We start from the raw sequence: 13,646 nt of genomic DNA on the forward strand, positions 1-13,646 counted from the left end.
CTAACATTTGGGTTCCGCTCTGTTGTCACCCCTTATTTGGGGATGTAAATCAGAGAAAAGGCAGGAAAAGAAACAATCTCTCCGAAACCTGCAAACATAAATTAGCTGAAACAGTATTCAATTCTATTAGCTACAGCTAATAGTCAAACGGCAATGTCTGTTTGGAACTTTTCTTACAACAAAAGTTCCAGGCAGGCATTTTTTATTTCCTGAATCCTGGAGGAAAGGAGTCAAGATGACTGATGCAAACAGACAATCAGGAGAAAAAGAAGAAAGAATCATAGAAATTGAGATTGAACGTCTCCGCCCTTTTAAGGAGCATCCGTTTCAGGTGAAAGATGATAAGGAAATGTTTCTTCTGCAGGAAAGCATTGAGAAATATGGAATCTTAAATCCGCTGATCGTCAGACCGGTACCGGATGGCTACTATGAAATCATATCCGGTCACAGAAGAAAACATGCTGCAGAGAAACTTGGATACCGTAAAGTACCGGTGATCATCCGGGTATTAAGTGAAGATGATTCCATCTTAAGCATGGTGGATTCGAATCTTCATAGAGAACGGATCAGCTACAGTGAAAAGGCTTTTGCTTACAAATTAAAGAATGACGTATTGAAAAGAAAAAGTGGTCGAAAAAAGAGCCAAGTTGACCACAAAAAAACAAGAAAACGTTCGATAGATATTATCAGTGAGGATTGTGGTGATAGCCCAAAACAAGTGCAGCGTTATATTTCACTGACAAAGCTGATACCAGAAATGTTGCAGAAGCTGGATGATGAAATTATTTCTTTTTGCCCGGCTGTGGAAATAGCAGCACTGAAAGAAAATGAACAAAGAGAACTGCTTAAAGCAATGGATTATGCACAGGCGATTCCGTCACTCTCACAGGCTCAGCGGATAAAGCAGCTGAGTAAAGAAAAACAGTTATCACTGGAAAAGATGGAAGAAATCATGTGTGAAGTGAAAAAGGGTGAGATCACAAGAGTGGCATTTACAAACGAGCAGTTACACAAGTATTTTCCAAATTCTTATACACCGGCAATGATGAAGCGGGAAATACTGGCATTGTTGAAATTATGGAAAAAAGAATCATGGGAAAGTTAAAGGAGGAAGAAATCATGTGTAAAGTTATATCCGTAGTAAACCAGAAAGGCGGCGTTGGAAAGACCACCACAACCGTAAATGTAGGCATTGGACTGGCACGAGAAGGTAAGAAAGTGTTGCTGATCGACGCGGATCCACAGGGAAGTTTAACAGCAAGTCTTGGATATGAGGAACCGGATGATCTTCGCATTACACTGGCAACGATCATGATGGATGTCATCAATGAAGAAGAAATCTCCTTGAAAGATGGTATCTTACATCACCAGGAAAATGTAGATTTACTTCCGGCAAATATTGAGCTTTCTGCCCTGGAAGTAACGATGGGAAATGTTATGAGCAGAGAAATGATCATGAAGGAATATATCGATGCGATAAGATGCCGATACGATTATATCCTGATCGACTGTATGCCAAGCCTTGGTATGATGACAATCAATGCACTGGTTTCTTCTGATTCCGTGCTGATACCTGTACAGGCCGCATATCTGCCTGTTAAAGGACTTCAGCGGCTGATCAAGACCATTCTCACAGTAAAGAAAAGACTGAACCGGAAACTGGCGATTGAGGGCATTCTCTTGACTATGGTAGATTTCAGAACCAATTACGCAAGAGACATTGCATCGAGAGTACATACAACCTACGGAAGCCAGATAGAAGTATTTGAAAATGTGATTCCGATGTCTGTAAAAGCGGCTGAGACCAGTGCAGAGGGAAAAAGTATTTACATGCACTGTCCGAAAGGAAAAGTTGCCGAGGCATATATGAAATTGACACAGGAGGTTTTGAATAATGAAAAATAGAAGTGACGAAAAGATTAAACTGGCTAGTATTGATGAATTGCTTGGTGTGGTAAATGAAGAATCTGCAATGGAGATAGAGATCAGTAAGATCCATCCATTTAAAAATCATCCGTTCAAGGTGCTGGATGATGAAAAGATGCAGGACTCACAACTATTCCGGCAATCGTAAGAGAATTATCAGATGATGATGCCATTGTGGCGATGGTGGATGCTAACATTCAGCGAGAGGAACTGTTGCCCAGTGAGAAAGCCTTTGCTTATAAGATGAAACTTGATGCAATGAAAAGACAGGGGAGTCGGACAGATTTAACTTTGTGCCAAAGTGGCACGAAGTCGAGAACAGATCAGTTATTAGGAGAACAGGTTGGAGAAAGTGCACGAAGTGTTCAGCGTTATATCCGACTGACAGAATTAATTCCGGAACTTCTTGATCTGGTAGATAACAAAAAGCTTCAATTCACGGTTGCTGTCAATATCTCCTACATCGATAAGGAAGTACAGGGATGGATCTACGAATATATCAGCGACACCGGATTCATCAAACCAAAACAGATTGCAGCACTCAGAAATCAGCTGAATGATGGACAAATCAATCAGATTCAGATGTTATCGATTTTCAATAACTGTGTGATGGCAAAGAAAGTATCCCGGTCTCTTACTTTCTCAGAAAAGAAACTGACAAAGTATTTTCCGGATGATTATACAGCCAAAGATATGGAGCAGGTGATTGAATCATTATTAGAAAAGTGGATGCAGGAACAGTCCTGTTAAGGAGAGAAAAAGCTAAGAAAACAATGTCAAAGAAGTTTAAAAAGAGGACTTCTTAGCAGAAAATGAAAGGAGGAAATTATGGAGAAAAAAATGACATTTAATTATTTTTACGGTACCGAAGCTGACCAGTTCAGCTTCTACCGTATACCAAAAGCATTATTTACAGATAGTTACTTTAAAGATTTATCAAGCGATGCCAAAATTTTATATGGATTGATGCTGGATCGAATGTCTCTGTCCATCAAGAATCAGTGGTTTGATGAAAAAAACAGAGCATATATTTACTTTTCGATAGAAGATATCATGGAATTACTTAATTGCGGTCGAAATAAAGCAATCAAATCCATGCAGGAACTGGATGATGAAACCGGAATTGGTCTGATCGAGAAACGCAGACAGGGGTTTGGAAAGGTGAACATTATTTACGTGAAAACCTTTATGCTGGAGAAAACAGAAGAGAAATCACTGGAGGAAGAATTAGAGAAGTTTAAAAAACAAACTTCTGAGAAAAATGAGGAATCTACAGAAGTTTACAATTCAAACTTCATGAAGTCCCAAAATCAAACTTCTAGAAGTCTCGAAAACAAACTTCAAGAAGTTTACATTTCAAACCCTAATTATACTAATCTTAGTGATACTGAAATGAATTATAATAAATCTAATCAAATCGTATCTGCAGATGAGAATAGATCCGATGGCGATAATCCTACTGAGGAATATCAGGCTTATGAAAATCTGGTCAAAGAGACCGTTGATTATGAGTCACTGGAAGTAACCCATCATGACGATATGCGACAGGTTGATGAAATCGTAAACCTGATCATAGAAACTGTGATGTGTAAAAACGACAAGATCTTGATCGCCAGCAACTGGTATCCGGCGTCACTGGTGAAGAAAAAGTTTTTGATGCTGACTTATTCACATATAGAGTATGTCTTGCACTGTATGAGCGGGAATACAAGCAAAGTGAAGAACATCAAGAAATATTTACTGGCAGCTCTGTTTAATGCACCGTCTACGATGAACGGGTATTATCAGGCAGAGGTGAACCATGATATGCCAGGACTGGCAAGATAGGAGGTGCGCATGTTTATCATAAAACTTGCAGGGAAAATATTATTAGTGCCGGTATGGCTAATCCTTTTTGTGATTGGCTTGGCAGTGAAAATGACAGTACAGACTTATGCGGTTGTCAGAGGAATCCTTGGGTTCATATTCACGTTGTTGATTATAGCGACTGCATACTGTTACCATGACTGGGTTCAGGTTGCATTCCTGTTTGTGCTGAGCACTATTCTGTATCTGATTTTGTTTGCAGGAGTGGTTGTAGATACTGTACTGGACATGACAAGAGAATCTATTATTGATTTTATTTTATCTTGAGGAGTGAAGTGGTCTCAATGATCTGGCAATATTTGAAATTACCTGAGGAATCCAGAAAGAGGGTGAAAGCAGATCTGATTGATGTACATGAGAACTGTGGGAAAGAAGATTTCAAGATTCCGGATCTCTATGACATTGTTCCCAAAGAGGAAATTGCAGAATTTGAGGACATCATGCGTAAGATCATAACAGGAATTATCTCTGAGGCCAGTGGTATAGCCACCTGGGTGTATGTGCAGAAATATGAGAAACACAAAACTCTGGATGAAATGCTGCAAGAGTGGCAAGGCGCAGGCCAGTTTATTATTGTCATGGATACCTGGTTCGAAAGATTGATGGCAGAATAATAGATGCTGTGATAGAATGAAGAAAACGATTTGAAGTGCAAATCGGTATTTTATGAGGTGAGTTATGTAAAAAGCAAAAGCAATTAATATTTTGGGAGAATTTTGTGGCAAGCGTGATATAGAAGAATTTACACAAAATGTATTAGAAAAAAATTGGAATCAATCAGGCTGATGTAATGGTTTTATTTGGAGGAAGCATTATAGCCGGTGGTGATATTCTTGCTGAAGCCATTCAGAACGAAGTGGCAAAGAAAAATATTATTGTCGGAGGTGCTGGACACACAACAGAGACATTGAGAAATGTTGCTGGAGCAACAGATTATTTTAGGGAATTTAGGTTATTTTATTTAGTAACAAGGAAAGATAGAAAGGTGTGGATGTTTATATGGCAAAGAAATTAGACTTAAACAAACCAGTATTTGAATTGGTTCAGGAATATCCTGAGCTTGTAGATGTTTTAAAGGATTTAGGATTTTCAGAGATTACAAAGCCTGCAATGCTTAACTCTGTGGGACGCATCACAACAATTCCAAAGGGAGCTAAGATGAGAAACATATCCATGATGAAGGTTGTGCCGGCACTTATGAGTAATGGGTTTGAACTTATTGGGAAGATGCCAAATATCTTTGCACTTGGAAAGAATAATGCAGGAGACGAGACCAGCAGTGAAGATGGGGCTTTTCAGGAAAATACAAGAGAAAAGATAAAGAGCTATTTAAAGCGACTTGGAGAAGGCGAAGACTTAGAGAGTGTGCGCAAAGACTTCGTAGAGAATTTTTCAGAGGTAGAGGCATCTGAAATTATGAAAGCTGAGCAGGAGCTAATTAAGGAAGGCACACCAATCACAGAAGTGCAGAAATTGTGCGATGTTCACAGTGCTTTATTTCACGGTGCAACAAAGGAAGAAAAGATTGCAAATGCGGAAAAAGCAGTAGAAGAGTCACTTAAGAAAGAGGAGACATCTAAGAAACTGATGCCGGATGCATACAATCAGAAGCATGCTGCAGCAAAGACTCTTAGAGAAACTGTTGGACATCCGATGTATCGATGGGCTCTTGAAAACGAGAAGATAGCCGCATTGATTCATGAAATTCAAGGAGATATTGAGTCTGGGAATGATGTAGGAGAGAAGCTATCTGAGCTTCGACAGATTTCTATTCATTATGCAGAAAAAGGAGATCTTGTCTATCCGGTATTAAAGGTACGCTATGAGATCTCAGGACCTTCGGATGTGATGTGGACAGTGGATGATGAAATTCGTGATGAGCTAGCTGCACTTGATAAAATATCAGATTATGATGAAGAATGGATGAACCGACTTCAGACAGTTCTCAAACGAGCAGATGAGATGATCTATAAAGAAAATAATATTTTATACCCTATCTGCGCAGTGAATTTCAGCAGGGAAGAGTGGTATGGCATTTACGAGGATGCTAAGGACTATGCACCTGTGTTTGGAGTAGAAATGATCTGGGATGAGGCAGAAAAATATAGTGCTGATAAAAAAGCAAGAACAGAGGCGGCTCTAAGCGATGGAGAAATCATATTAAGTGGTGGTCATATGACAGTTCCACAGCTGGAAGCACTTCTCAATACATTGCCTATCGAGATTACATTTGTGGATGATAATAATATCAATCGCTTCTTCAACGAAGGACCAAAGGTGTTCAAACGCCCTCAGATGGCGATTGACAGGGAAGTATTTTCTTGCCATCCACCTAAGATAGAACCGATGGTGCGAGCAATTTTAGATGATTTTAGAAATAATAAGCGTGACAGAGTTCCAGTTTGGATGGAGAAGAATGGAAAACCATTCCTTGTAACATATATGGCAGTAAGAGATAAGAAAGGCAATTATCTTGGAACGGTTGAAGTAGTACAGGATATGCAGTTTGCAAAAGAGCATTTTGAACAATAAGGAGGGCAAGGATATGCACCGAATCGTGTGATTGGATCAGGAACGGTTCTGGATACAGCAAGACTAAAAGAACGTCTCGGGGAGCATCTGGAAGTAGATAGTCGAAGTGTTCATGCGTTTATTGTTGGAGAACATGGAGACAGTGAGATTGCCGCTTGGTCAAGTGCCAACGTGTCAGGTATTCCACTCCATGATTTCTGCGAGATGAGAGGGCATCATGACCATGAAGGAGCTACGTCAGAAATTGCGGAGAAAGTAAAAAACAGCGCCTATGAAATTATTCAAAGGAAGGGTGCTACTTATTATGGAATAGCAATGTCGGTAAAGAGAATATGTGAAGCTATAATCAGAGATGAACGTTCGATACTTCCAATTTCAACAATGATGGATGGAGAATACGGAATCAAGGATGTAGTTCTGTCTATGCCAAGTATTGTAGGTGCAGAAGGATTTATATCAAAGGTTCCCATTTCACTATCTGAAGATGAAATCAAGGCATTACACAAATCAGCTGAAACACTGAAATCAGTGCTGGAAGAGGCATTGGAATAAAATTGTTGTGAAATCGCATACAGCGTATGTGGCAAAGGGGATGGGCGCATCCCCTTTTTTCTATAGTAAAAGTTTCATTTTTTTATCGCTAACTTCTATAAGATTTTCATCTTGCATACGACCAAGTTCTCTGGACAGTGCACTTCGGTTTACACCTAAGAATTCTGCAAGTGCTGTCTGTGTAAAGGGAACATGGAGATACCCTTCTGAGTCTGGCGCTAAACTATGCAAATAGATTAGAATTCGATCTCTTAAAGATTTCTGATTTGCAATTCTTAGTTTTAGATTTGAAAAAACATTTTGTGAGGCAAGTATTTTGAGCATGTTAGTGGTTAAATTCAGTTGGTAAGAGCATGGACAGGAAGAACCGCTTATAATACCTTTAAGATTAATTAACATAATGGTGCAGTTAGTCAATGCTTTTAGCTGTATTGGACTGTATGGTGTTTGCACGCATGCCAGGGCTTCTGCAAATGATCGACCACGTTCAAAATGATTCATATTGATTTTGCTGTAGTTTTCATTGATAAATGATCCTTCAACTGTTCCATCAAGCACAATTCCGGAATATAACAAAGGTTCTCCTAGGTGTTGAATTAATTCGTCTTTTTCAAAAGAGAGAATTGAGGCCTGGAGGAAGTTGAAAATTTGCGGATAGTGTTCAAGAGGAATTCCTTCAAATAGCTTTGCTTTCGATAGTATCGGAAGATACTTCTGATAATCATCTAGTTTCTTCATATGCTTATTACCATCCTTTCAAATGAAATTTTATCATATCATCGATATTGTTGCTACAGCAACAGAAAAACAAGAGGCCTATGGATAAAATAATAGATGTAAAGAAGAGAAAGAGAGGTGGAAACGATGAAAGAACAAGCTGGAAAAATTATAGATTTTGTAAGAGAAAACAGAACAGTGCCAGGGTGTACCATCTCGAAGCAAATCTATCATGAGAATGGCACAGGGATATCAATTTTTTGCCTGGAGAAAGTATTCTAACACCTATTCAACGGTCGGTTGGAGTTAGTGCAATAAAAGATTCTATATATAAAGAGATTGAATTTCGAAAGGAGACTATTATGAACGAGGTAATCAAGGCGGGAGAAGTATTTAAGTTAGCAGAGTTACTTCCATATCAGGAAGGAAAGATTGTAAATATGGATTTGGCGCATAATGACAAGATGAAATTTGTTGTTATGAGTTTTGATGCAGGACAGGTCTTTCAGAGCATGCAGCTCCGGGAGAAGCCCTTGTGATGGCACTTGATGGAGAGGCTGTGATTGGATATGAGGGACAGGAGCAGGTGATCCACGCAGGAGAAACTTTTAAGTTTGATAAGTTTGGAAAGCACTCAGTAAGTGCAACAAAGCAGTTCAAAATGGCACTGTTATTGGTTCTTGAGTAAATATGAGGAGATATCGCTATGAACTATTTAGAGATTGAAAAAGTAATCGGAAGACAGATTATTGATTCCACTGCCCCATTGGAAAGCAGCAAGTGCATATAACGAATACTGTGAGCGGGGAGTGGCTTTTAGTCCATCCTCTGCCTTATTACAGTCAATGCGTAACATATATCCGGCAGATGTATAAATGTCAATGCTGTTGTGATACATGTTGTATTTTGCGTAAATGGTATTCATGTTGTGTCTCCTTCAAATCAATAAAAATATAGAAGCATTTCAATCAGTTCACCATGTCATTTTCATTTTATGTTATAATGTGTTATCAGATTTTTTTTGCCCTTGTATTTTCCCTTATCAGAGTTCGTAAACTTATATGGGAAGATATAACACAAGGGAAACAATAAGGGAAAGCTCACCTGCGACAAATCCAGCGTTTTCAAAGGTTTACAGTGAATTTAATAACAAAATATAACAGTTATTAAATTTCCTAAAACAGGTGAAATCTCAATCGGTATTTATCAGAAAATGAGGAATAGTTGAAATGGAGGCGCTATAATAACATGAAGATTGAAGGGAACCAGAAAGAACTGGATGCAATGGTAGAATTTCATAAGGGAAACCGTGTCGAGGGACTGAGACTGCAAGAAGAATTTGCAGCGGAATTTCGTAAGGAGTATAAAGACAAAGATCACTGTCCTTGCCTGAAAGCCTGTCGTTATCACGGAAACTGTAAGGAATGTGTAGCAATCCACAGAGCGCATCAGGAACATGTTCCTAATTGTATGCGACCATTGATTAATAAAAAATTGAAATTGATGTCAGAATTAACAGAGCATACCTTGGCAAATGAAATAGAAGCTCCACATGAGATTTTAAGAAAATAGGCAAGTCAAATTCAAGTTTGACGGAGTAATAAATATGAAAATCCGAGAAGTGAATGAGAATAAAAAGCAATTTATAGCATTATTGTTATTAGCTGATGAGCAGGAAAATATGATTGATCACTATCTTGAAAAAGGTACTATGTATGTACTTGAAGATGGTAATGTAAAAGCTGAATGTGTCGTTACTGATGAAGATAATGGAATACTTGAAATTAAAAATATTGCAGTTGATCCTCAGAATCAAGGACAGGGCTATGGAAAAGCATTGATTGACTTCCTTTCAAGTAAATATGCAGATGAATATTCTATTTTGCAGGTTGGAACAGGTGATAGCCCGTTGACCGTACCGTTTTATGAAAAATGCGGATTTGTCCGATCTCACAATATTCCGAATTTCTTTACGGACAATTATGACCACCCAATTTATGAGTGTGGTGTACAGTTAATAGATATGGTATATTTGCAAAGATGTTTATAACTTCCAGTTTTTGAAACTGAGAAATCGGAATTTTTATAAAGAGCTGATCCAAAAAGCAGGCGCTGAAACGGAACTTGTCTATATGAAAGCCAGTAAGGAGCTTTTGCAAAAAAGGCTCTATAAAAGAAATCAGGTCTTAAATGCCAATTCGCCGTTTGTGATAACAGATGAAATATTGGAACATCATTATCACGCATTTCAGGAGCCATGGGGCGAAGGAGAAAAAGTAATTTTGCAGAAAGAGGATATTATGCAGTATTCAAAGGAAGAAAGTAAAGCAATCTGGAATCAAAACGCTGAATTTTGGGATTGTGCAATGGGGGATGAATCAAATGATTTTCACAGAGAAGTTGTCCGCCCCAAAGTAACAGAGCTTCTAAATCCTGATCCAACAGACTATATTTTAGATATTGCCTGTGGAAATGGAAATTATTCTGCATATCTTGCAGAAAAAGCTGTCTCTGTTTTGGCTTTTGATTATAGTGAGAAAATGGTGGAACTGGCAAAAAAGCGCCAAAAACGGTATGCTGATCACATTGAGTTTTGTGTAGCAGACGCCACGAATGAAACAAGTCTGATGGCATTAAAAAGAAATAAGCCGTTTACAAAAGCAGTCTCCAATATGGCGGTCATGGATATTACCGATATTAAGCCGCTTTTTACCTCTGTTTATAAATTGCTTGAGGATAACGGAGTATTTGTATTTGCGACACAGCACCCCTGTTTTGTAACGCTTACAGAAAAATATATGACGCCGCATAGCTATTACGATATTGCGATTGAAGGACAGCCTCAAAAACAATGTTATTATCATCGTTCTTTACAGGATATTTTTAATCTGTGTTTTGATACCGGATTTGTCATAGACGGATTTTACGAAGAATGCTATTTTAATAAAGAAATCCCGGATATTATCATTGTCAGAGCCATAAAAATTGAGAGGTAGATAGTAGATTTGCCATTTCCTGTAATTGTAAAAAGCTTAAAACTATGTAGGTATCTATTTTGATTATAAGACAAGAAAGACCAGAAGATTATGATACGGTATATCATGTTGTAAAAGAAGCATTTGAAAATGCTGAATATACAGATGGAAATGAACAGAACTTAGTTGCTGCGTTAAGAAAAAGCAAATCGTTTATTCCGGAACTTTCTCTTGTTGCTGTCGAGGACGAAAAAATTGTAGGCATATTCTTTTTACAAAAGCAGTTGTTCAAGGGGTTGAGGTTCTTGCGCTTGCCCCTCTTTCTGTATTACCCGATTATCAGAACAGGGGAATCGGATTATCTTTGATGAAAGAAGGACACAGTATAGCACATAAATTGGGATATGAATATTCAGTTGTTTTGGGACATTCCAAATACTATCCAAAGGCAGGATATATTCCGGCAAGTGAGTGTGGAATAAAAGCGCCATTTGAAGTTGACGATGAAAGTTTTATGGCACTTAATCTTAACGGAAGTCAAAACAAATTAAATGGAGTTATTGAGTACGACAAGGCTTTTGGGATATGATGTAAAAAATTAGAAGTTGGGAAGGTAAAACATAGATCCTGTTTTTACTGCCTATGGAACACAAGACTGGCATTATAACGAAAAAGGAGAAATACTGCATTTTCCGGTGGATAATTATTATTATGAGGGCAAACGGACAGCTGTGTTTTTGGGAGAAAAGGTTATAAAATATCATAGAACACTGACCACATATCTAAATACACTGCTTTCAAATGGTTTTATAATAAATCATATTGTGGAGCCGCAGCCGCCGGAATACATGATGGATATTCCGGGGATGCAGGATGAAATGCGCCGTCCCATGATGCTGATTGTATCGGCGAACAAAAAAGTGGATAGATAGAACTAAAACACCTATAAGGTATAAATGGAGGTAATTTATGTTTAAAGAAAAAATTATTATAGAGATGAAAGAAGTATTCAAAGAAATTCCTTTTGGCATAGAGCATACTCTCAAAGTTTTGAAAAATGCAGAAGATATAATGAAAGGAGAAAATATCGGAGAGGAAGAAAAAGAATTCATCAGTATTATTGCTATACTACATGATATTGGTGCGGTTGAAGCACAAAAAAAATACGGTTCTATTGATGGTGTCTATCAAGAAAAGGAAGGACCAGAAGTAGCGAAAGAAATATTAAAAAAGGTAGGCTATAACAAAAATATTGATAGAATATGCTTTATAATAGGCAACCATCATACTCCATCTAAAATTGATGGACTTGATTTTCAAATACAATGGGAAGCTGATTTGCTTGAAAATTTAACGGTTATGGATAAAGAAAAAGAACAGGAAAAGATAAAAAAGTGTATAGATGAAAACTTTAAAACAAACACAGGAAAAAGGATAGCTTATAATCGCTTTATTTTAGATTAGTAGTAGATTATTACAGTTATGTATTTTATATCTCAAAGAAAAAATAGTAGTTAAGTTTAACCCTAGGGTTAAATGATGAATATGTTGAGGGCATTTTTGTTTCTGGTGAAATGCAATCGCAGGGTCTAGGTAAAATTCTGCTGAATTATGCAAAGGATAAAAGGAATAAGTTGTACTTGAACGTATACCAAAAGAACGCACGGGCAATATCTTTTTATAAGAGAGAAGAATTTGAGATTCAGCATAGTGGCTTAGATGAGGCTACCGGAGAAAAAGATTATGTAATGACATGGCAACACAAATAGAAATTCCAGTTTTTGAAACTGAGGAATTTGAATTTGGAGGATTGAATTATGTGGAATGAATTAGGCATAAGCGGAGGAACCGCAATTGTTATTTTGATAGCACTATATTTTGTCATTAAGTGGGCTGTGAAGAATGGTGTGAAAGAAGCATATAAGGATATTACCGGAAAGAAACCTGTTGAAGATGAAAAAAATGAAAAAGAGCTAGAAGGACTGGTAAATGATTCACAAGACGCAAAAATTTAATATGAAATCTGAACGTAGAGCGTATAGAGAAATCTATGCGTTCTATTTTTTTTGCTTATTTTTGAAAAAAGTGATTAAAAAACTATTGACATTTTGTTACTGGATCCGGAATATTATATTTAACAAATTTGAGATATGGCTGAGAAAGAGAGTGTTTTACATGGGTATTGAATATAGGGAAGAAAGAAGTGGAAGTAAGATTCAGATTTTTTCATATTGTGATGAAAAGAAGACAGGAGCAATCTGCGCGCTGTCTGACGGATATGACTGGGCATTGATTTGTGATGTATGGGCTGATAAGGCGGAAACGGAAAAGAAACTTATCCGTGAAATGATTTTAAAACTGCAGGGACAGGAAATTTTTGTGACAGCCACGCCGGATAAACTGGATTTGTATGAAGAAATCGGTTTTCGACGCTCCAAAAATTCCTTTACATATGTAGGAAAAGTGTTAAGTGATGCACAGGAAAAAGAACTGACCGAAAGTGGATTATACCTGCCAATCGGGTATCGATATGAAACGGAATTTGAGCCTCTTACAGGAATGTTTCCGGTCGGGAAGAAATCGGATAAACAAAAATTTAAGGTTTTTTATTCCGATAAATCTGACCGTGCCGATTATCATCAGGTAAATGCGCTGCTAGAAAAAGCTTTTGGAGGGAAACGAAACGAATATGTGACAAAAGACACATTTTCTAAAAGTCAGTACGTACAGTATGCATACGATAATGAAACATTAATCGGCTGTGCCAGAGCAATTTCCGATGGAGCGCATGCACTGATTTTAAATGTGGCTGTTGATCCTGACTATCAGGGACTTCATTTAGGATGGAACATTGTGGACAAGCTCTCGCGTCAAATGAAAGATCAAAATATTTTTTTGAATACACATCCCGGCGGAGTCGGATTTTATAATCAAAAAGGCTTCCGAAGGAATAAAACCGCTTTATTGCTGCAAGCACATGAAATGCCGGATGAGATAAAAAAAGGCTTCTGTCTGCCGAGAGGCTATCGGTTTTCAGATGAAAGTTTAAAAGTACAGAAAACACCGTAGACAAGCAGT

20 protein-coding genes and 4 pseudogenes are annotated in these 13,646 nt (G+C 37.8%); 22 read left to right on the forward strand and 2 right to left on the reverse strand.

Annotated elements, in window-relative coordinates:
• Positions 1–139 precede the first annotated feature (139 nt).
• From BQ5364_RS01535 to BQ5364_RS01575, 9 genes and pseudogenes are all read left to right on the forward strand, one after another.
• Positions 140–1,105, forward strand: a complete 966-nt coding sequence (locus tag BQ5364_RS01535; protein WP_071143508.1) for a ParB/RepB/Spo0J family partition protein — start codon at positions 140–142, stop codon at positions 1,103–1,105.
• 14 nt (positions 1,106–1,119) lie between these two features.
• The gene (locus BQ5364_RS01540; RefSeq protein WP_044987482.1) at positions 1,120–1,905 is read left to right on the forward strand and encodes a ParA family protein; all 786 of its coding nucleotides are present in this window, start codon (positions 1,120–1,122) and stop codon (positions 1,903–1,905) included.
• Positions 1,895–2,676 (forward strand): annotated as a pseudogene (locus BQ5364_RS01545) (ParB/RepB/Spo0J family partition protein). The gene BQ5364_RS01540 and the pseudogene BQ5364_RS01545 overlap by 11 nt, the downstream one beginning before the upstream one ends.
• 78 nt (positions 2,677–2,754) lie before the next feature.
• Complete coding sequence (locus BQ5364_RS01550) at positions 2,755–3,753, forward strand: replication initiator protein A (RefSeq protein ID WP_071143509.1); 999 nt, start codon at positions 2,755–2,757, stop codon at positions 3,751–3,753.
• A 9-nt stretch (positions 3,754–3,762) separates the two neighbouring features.
• Positions 3,763–4,059, forward strand: coding sequence for a hypothetical protein (locus tag BQ5364_RS01555; RefSeq protein WP_071143510.1), 297 nt, complete (start codon positions 3,763–3,765; stop codon positions 4,057–4,059).
• Between the two features lie 17 nt (positions 4,060–4,076).
• A complete protein-coding gene (locus BQ5364_RS01560; protein ID WP_004613263.1) occupies positions 4,077–4,406 on the forward strand; it encodes a hypothetical protein in 330 nt (109 codons plus the stop codon).
• A gap of 176 nt (positions 4,407–4,582) precedes the next feature.
• Positions 4,583–4,807, forward strand: a complete 225-nt coding sequence (locus tag BQ5364_RS18555) for a hypothetical protein (RefSeq protein ID WP_004613246.1) — start codon at positions 4,583–4,585, stop codon at positions 4,805–4,807.
• Positions 4,792–6,324 carry a DUF438 domain-containing protein gene (locus tag BQ5364_RS01570; protein ID WP_071143511.1) on the forward strand — a complete coding sequence of 511 codons (1,533 nt, stop codon included), beginning with the start codon at positions 4,792–4,794 and terminating at the stop codon, positions 6,322–6,324. Before BQ5364_RS18555 ends, BQ5364_RS01570 begins: the two co-directional genes overlap by 16 nt.
• A 9-nt stretch (positions 6,325–6,333) precedes the next feature.
• A pseudogene (locus BQ5364_RS01575) lies at positions 6,334–6,876 on the forward strand (L-lactate dehydrogenase); the annotation flags it as partial.
• Positions 6,877–6,936: 60 nt separating this feature from the next.
• Here the strand turns inward: BQ5364_RS01575 and BQ5364_RS01580 are convergent.
• The gene (locus tag BQ5364_RS01580) at positions 6,937–7,614 is read right to left on the reverse strand and encodes a Crp/Fnr family transcriptional regulator (RefSeq protein ID WP_071143512.1); all 678 of its coding nucleotides are present in this window, start codon (positions 7,612–7,614) and stop codon (positions 6,937–6,939) included.
• Between the two features lie 80 nt (positions 7,615–7,694).
• Here BQ5364_RS01580 and BQ5364_RS18410 point away from each other — a divergent pair, with 80 nt between their 5' ends.
• The 3 genes from BQ5364_RS18410 to BQ5364_RS18565 all read left to right on the forward strand — a co-directional run bounded on the left by BQ5364_RS18410 (position 7,695) and on the right by BQ5364_RS18565 (position 8,281).
• Positions 7,695–7,829, forward strand: a complete 135-nt coding sequence (locus BQ5364_RS18410; protein ID WP_004613242.1) for a hypothetical protein — start codon at positions 7,695–7,697, stop codon at positions 7,827–7,829.
• Between the two features lie 126 nt (positions 7,830–7,955).
• Positions 7,956–8,132, forward strand: a complete 177-nt coding sequence (locus tag BQ5364_RS18560) for a hypothetical protein (RefSeq protein WP_331462999.1) — start codon at positions 7,956–7,958, stop codon at positions 8,130–8,132.
• Complete coding sequence (locus BQ5364_RS18565; protein WP_330637262.1) at positions 8,132–8,281, forward strand: cupin domain-containing protein; 150 nt, start codon at positions 8,132–8,134, stop codon at positions 8,279–8,281. Before BQ5364_RS18560 ends, BQ5364_RS18565 begins: the two co-directional genes overlap by 1 nt.
• 27 nt (positions 8,282–8,308) lie before the next feature.
• Here the strand turns inward: BQ5364_RS18565 and BQ5364_RS17265 are convergent, their stop codons facing one another.
• Positions 8,309–8,518 carry a hypothetical protein gene (locus BQ5364_RS17265; protein WP_004843443.1) on the reverse strand — a complete coding sequence of 70 codons (210 nt, stop codon included), beginning with the start codon at positions 8,516–8,518 and terminating at the stop codon, positions 8,309–8,311.
• Between the two features lie 323 nt (positions 8,519–8,841).
• On the opposite strand from BQ5364_RS17265, the gene BQ5364_RS01590 reads away from it, so the two are divergent.
• From BQ5364_RS01590 to BQ5364_RS17270, 10 genes and pseudogenes are all read left to right on the forward strand, one after another.
• On the forward strand, positions 8,842–9,165 hold the full coding sequence (locus BQ5364_RS01590) for a hypothetical protein (protein WP_004613237.1): 324 nt from the start codon (positions 8,842–8,844) through the stop codon (positions 9,163–9,165).
• Between the two features lie 34 nt (positions 9,166–9,199).
• Positions 9,200–9,643: a GNAT family N-acetyltransferase gene (locus BQ5364_RS01595; protein ID WP_004613236.1), complete on the forward strand. Its 444-nt coding sequence runs from the start codon at positions 9,200–9,202 to the stop codon at positions 9,641–9,643.
• A 250-nt stretch (positions 9,644–9,893) separates the two neighbouring features.
• Positions 9,894–10,589, forward strand: coding sequence for a class I SAM-dependent methyltransferase (locus BQ5364_RS01600; protein WP_044987474.1), 696 nt, complete (start codon positions 9,894–9,896; stop codon positions 10,587–10,589).
• Between the two features lie 59 nt (positions 10,590–10,648).
• Positions 10,649–10,936, forward strand: a complete 288-nt coding sequence (locus BQ5364_RS18570) for a GNAT family N-acetyltransferase (RefSeq protein ID WP_331463000.1) — start codon at positions 10,649–10,651, stop codon at positions 10,934–10,936.
• Complete coding sequence (locus BQ5364_RS18575) at positions 10,936–11,157, forward strand: hypothetical protein (RefSeq protein WP_273982110.1); 222 nt, start codon at positions 10,936–10,938, stop codon at positions 11,155–11,157. Before BQ5364_RS18570 ends, BQ5364_RS18575 begins: the two co-directional genes overlap by 1 nt.
• Before the next feature lie 37 nt (positions 11,158–11,194).
• Positions 11,195–11,500: pseudogene (locus BQ5364_RS01610) on the forward strand (class I SAM-dependent methyltransferase); the annotation flags it as partial.
• A gap of 37 nt (positions 11,501–11,537) precedes the next feature.
• A complete protein-coding gene (locus BQ5364_RS01615; protein WP_008981870.1) occupies positions 11,538–12,032 on the forward strand; it encodes an HD domain-containing protein in 495 nt (164 codons plus the stop codon).
• Positions 12,033–12,115: 83 nt separating this feature from the next.
• Positions 12,116–12,337 (forward strand): annotated as a pseudogene (locus tag BQ5364_RS01620) (GNAT family N-acetyltransferase); the annotation flags it as partial.
• Positions 12,338–12,385: 48 nt separating this feature from the next.
• Entirely contained in the window at positions 12,386–12,583 is a 198-nt protein-coding gene (locus tag BQ5364_RS01625; protein WP_004613229.1) for a DUF6019 family protein, read from the forward strand.
• 160 nt (positions 12,584–12,743) lie between these two features.
• Positions 12,744–13,637 (forward strand): GNAT family N-acetyltransferase, encoded by an 894-nt coding sequence (locus BQ5364_RS17270; RefSeq protein ID WP_159431661.1) that lies wholly within the window; start codon positions 12,744–12,746, stop codon positions 13,635–13,637.
• The last annotated feature ends 9 nt before the right edge of the window (positions 13,638–13,646 follow it).

This window comes from Coprococcus phoceensis (genome assembly GCF_900104635.1).
GTDB lineage: Bacteria > Bacillota > Clostridia > Lachnospirales > Lachnospiraceae > Faecalimonas > Faecalimonas phoceensis.

Coding starts and splice junctions, on each gene's coding strand:
- BQ5364_RS01540 (WP_044987482.1), top strand. CDS start 1,120: ATGTGTAAAGTTATATCCGTAGTAAACCAGAAAGGCGGCGTTGGAAAG.
- BQ5364_RS01550 (WP_071143509.1), top strand. CDS start 2,755: ATGGAGAAAAAAATGACATTTAATTATTTTTACGGTACCGAAGCTGAC.
- BQ5364_RS01555 (WP_071143510.1), top strand. CDS start 3,763: ATGTTTATCATAAAACTTGCAGGGAAAATATTATTAGTGCCGGTATGG.
- BQ5364_RS01560 (WP_004613263.1), top strand. CDS start 4,077: ATGATCTGGCAATATTTGAAATTACCTGAGGAATCCAGAAAGAGGGTG.
- BQ5364_RS18555 (WP_004613246.1), top strand. CDS start 4,583: ATGGTTTTATTTGGAGGAAGCATTATAGCCGGTGGTGATATTCTTGCT.
- BQ5364_RS01570 (WP_071143511.1), top strand. CDS start 4,792: ATGGCAAAGAAATTAGACTTAAACAAACCAGTATTTGAATTGGTTCAG.
- BQ5364_RS01580 (WP_071143512.1), bottom strand. CDS start 7,614: ATGAAGAAACTAGATGATTATCAGAAGTATCTTCCGATACTATCGAAA.
- BQ5364_RS18410 (WP_004613242.1), top strand. CDS start 7,695: ATGGATAAAATAATAGATGTAAAGAAGAGAAAGAGAGGTGGAAACGAT.
- BQ5364_RS18560 (WP_331462999.1), top strand. CDS start 7,956: ATGAACGAGGTAATCAAGGCGGGAGAAGTATTTAAGTTAGCAGAGTTA.
- BQ5364_RS18565 (WP_330637262.1), top strand. CDS start 8,132: ATGGCACTTGATGGAGAGGCTGTGATTGGATATGAGGGACAGGAGCAG.
- BQ5364_RS17265 (WP_004843443.1), bottom strand. CDS start 8,518: ATGAATACCATTTACGCAAAATACAACATGTATCACAACAGCATTGAC.
- BQ5364_RS01590 (WP_004613237.1), top strand. CDS start 8,842: ATGAAGATTGAAGGGAACCAGAAAGAACTGGATGCAATGGTAGAATTT.
- BQ5364_RS01595 (WP_004613236.1), top strand. CDS start 9,200: ATGAAAATCCGAGAAGTGAATGAGAATAAAAAGCAATTTATAGCATTA.
- BQ5364_RS01600 (WP_044987474.1), top strand. CDS start 9,894: ATGCAGTATTCAAAGGAAGAAAGTAAAGCAATCTGGAATCAAAACGCT.
- BQ5364_RS18575 (WP_273982110.1), top strand. CDS start 10,936: ATGAAAGAAGGACACAGTATAGCACATAAATTGGGATATGAATATTCA.
- BQ5364_RS01615 (WP_008981870.1), top strand. CDS start 11,538: ATGTTTAAAGAAAAAATTATTATAGAGATGAAAGAAGTATTCAAAGAA.
- BQ5364_RS01625 (WP_004613229.1), top strand. CDS start 12,386: ATGTGGAATGAATTAGGCATAAGCGGAGGAACCGCAATTGTTATTTTG.
- BQ5364_RS17270 (WP_159431661.1), top strand. CDS start 12,744: ATGGGTATTGAATATAGGGAAGAAAGAAGTGGAAGTAAGATTCAGATT.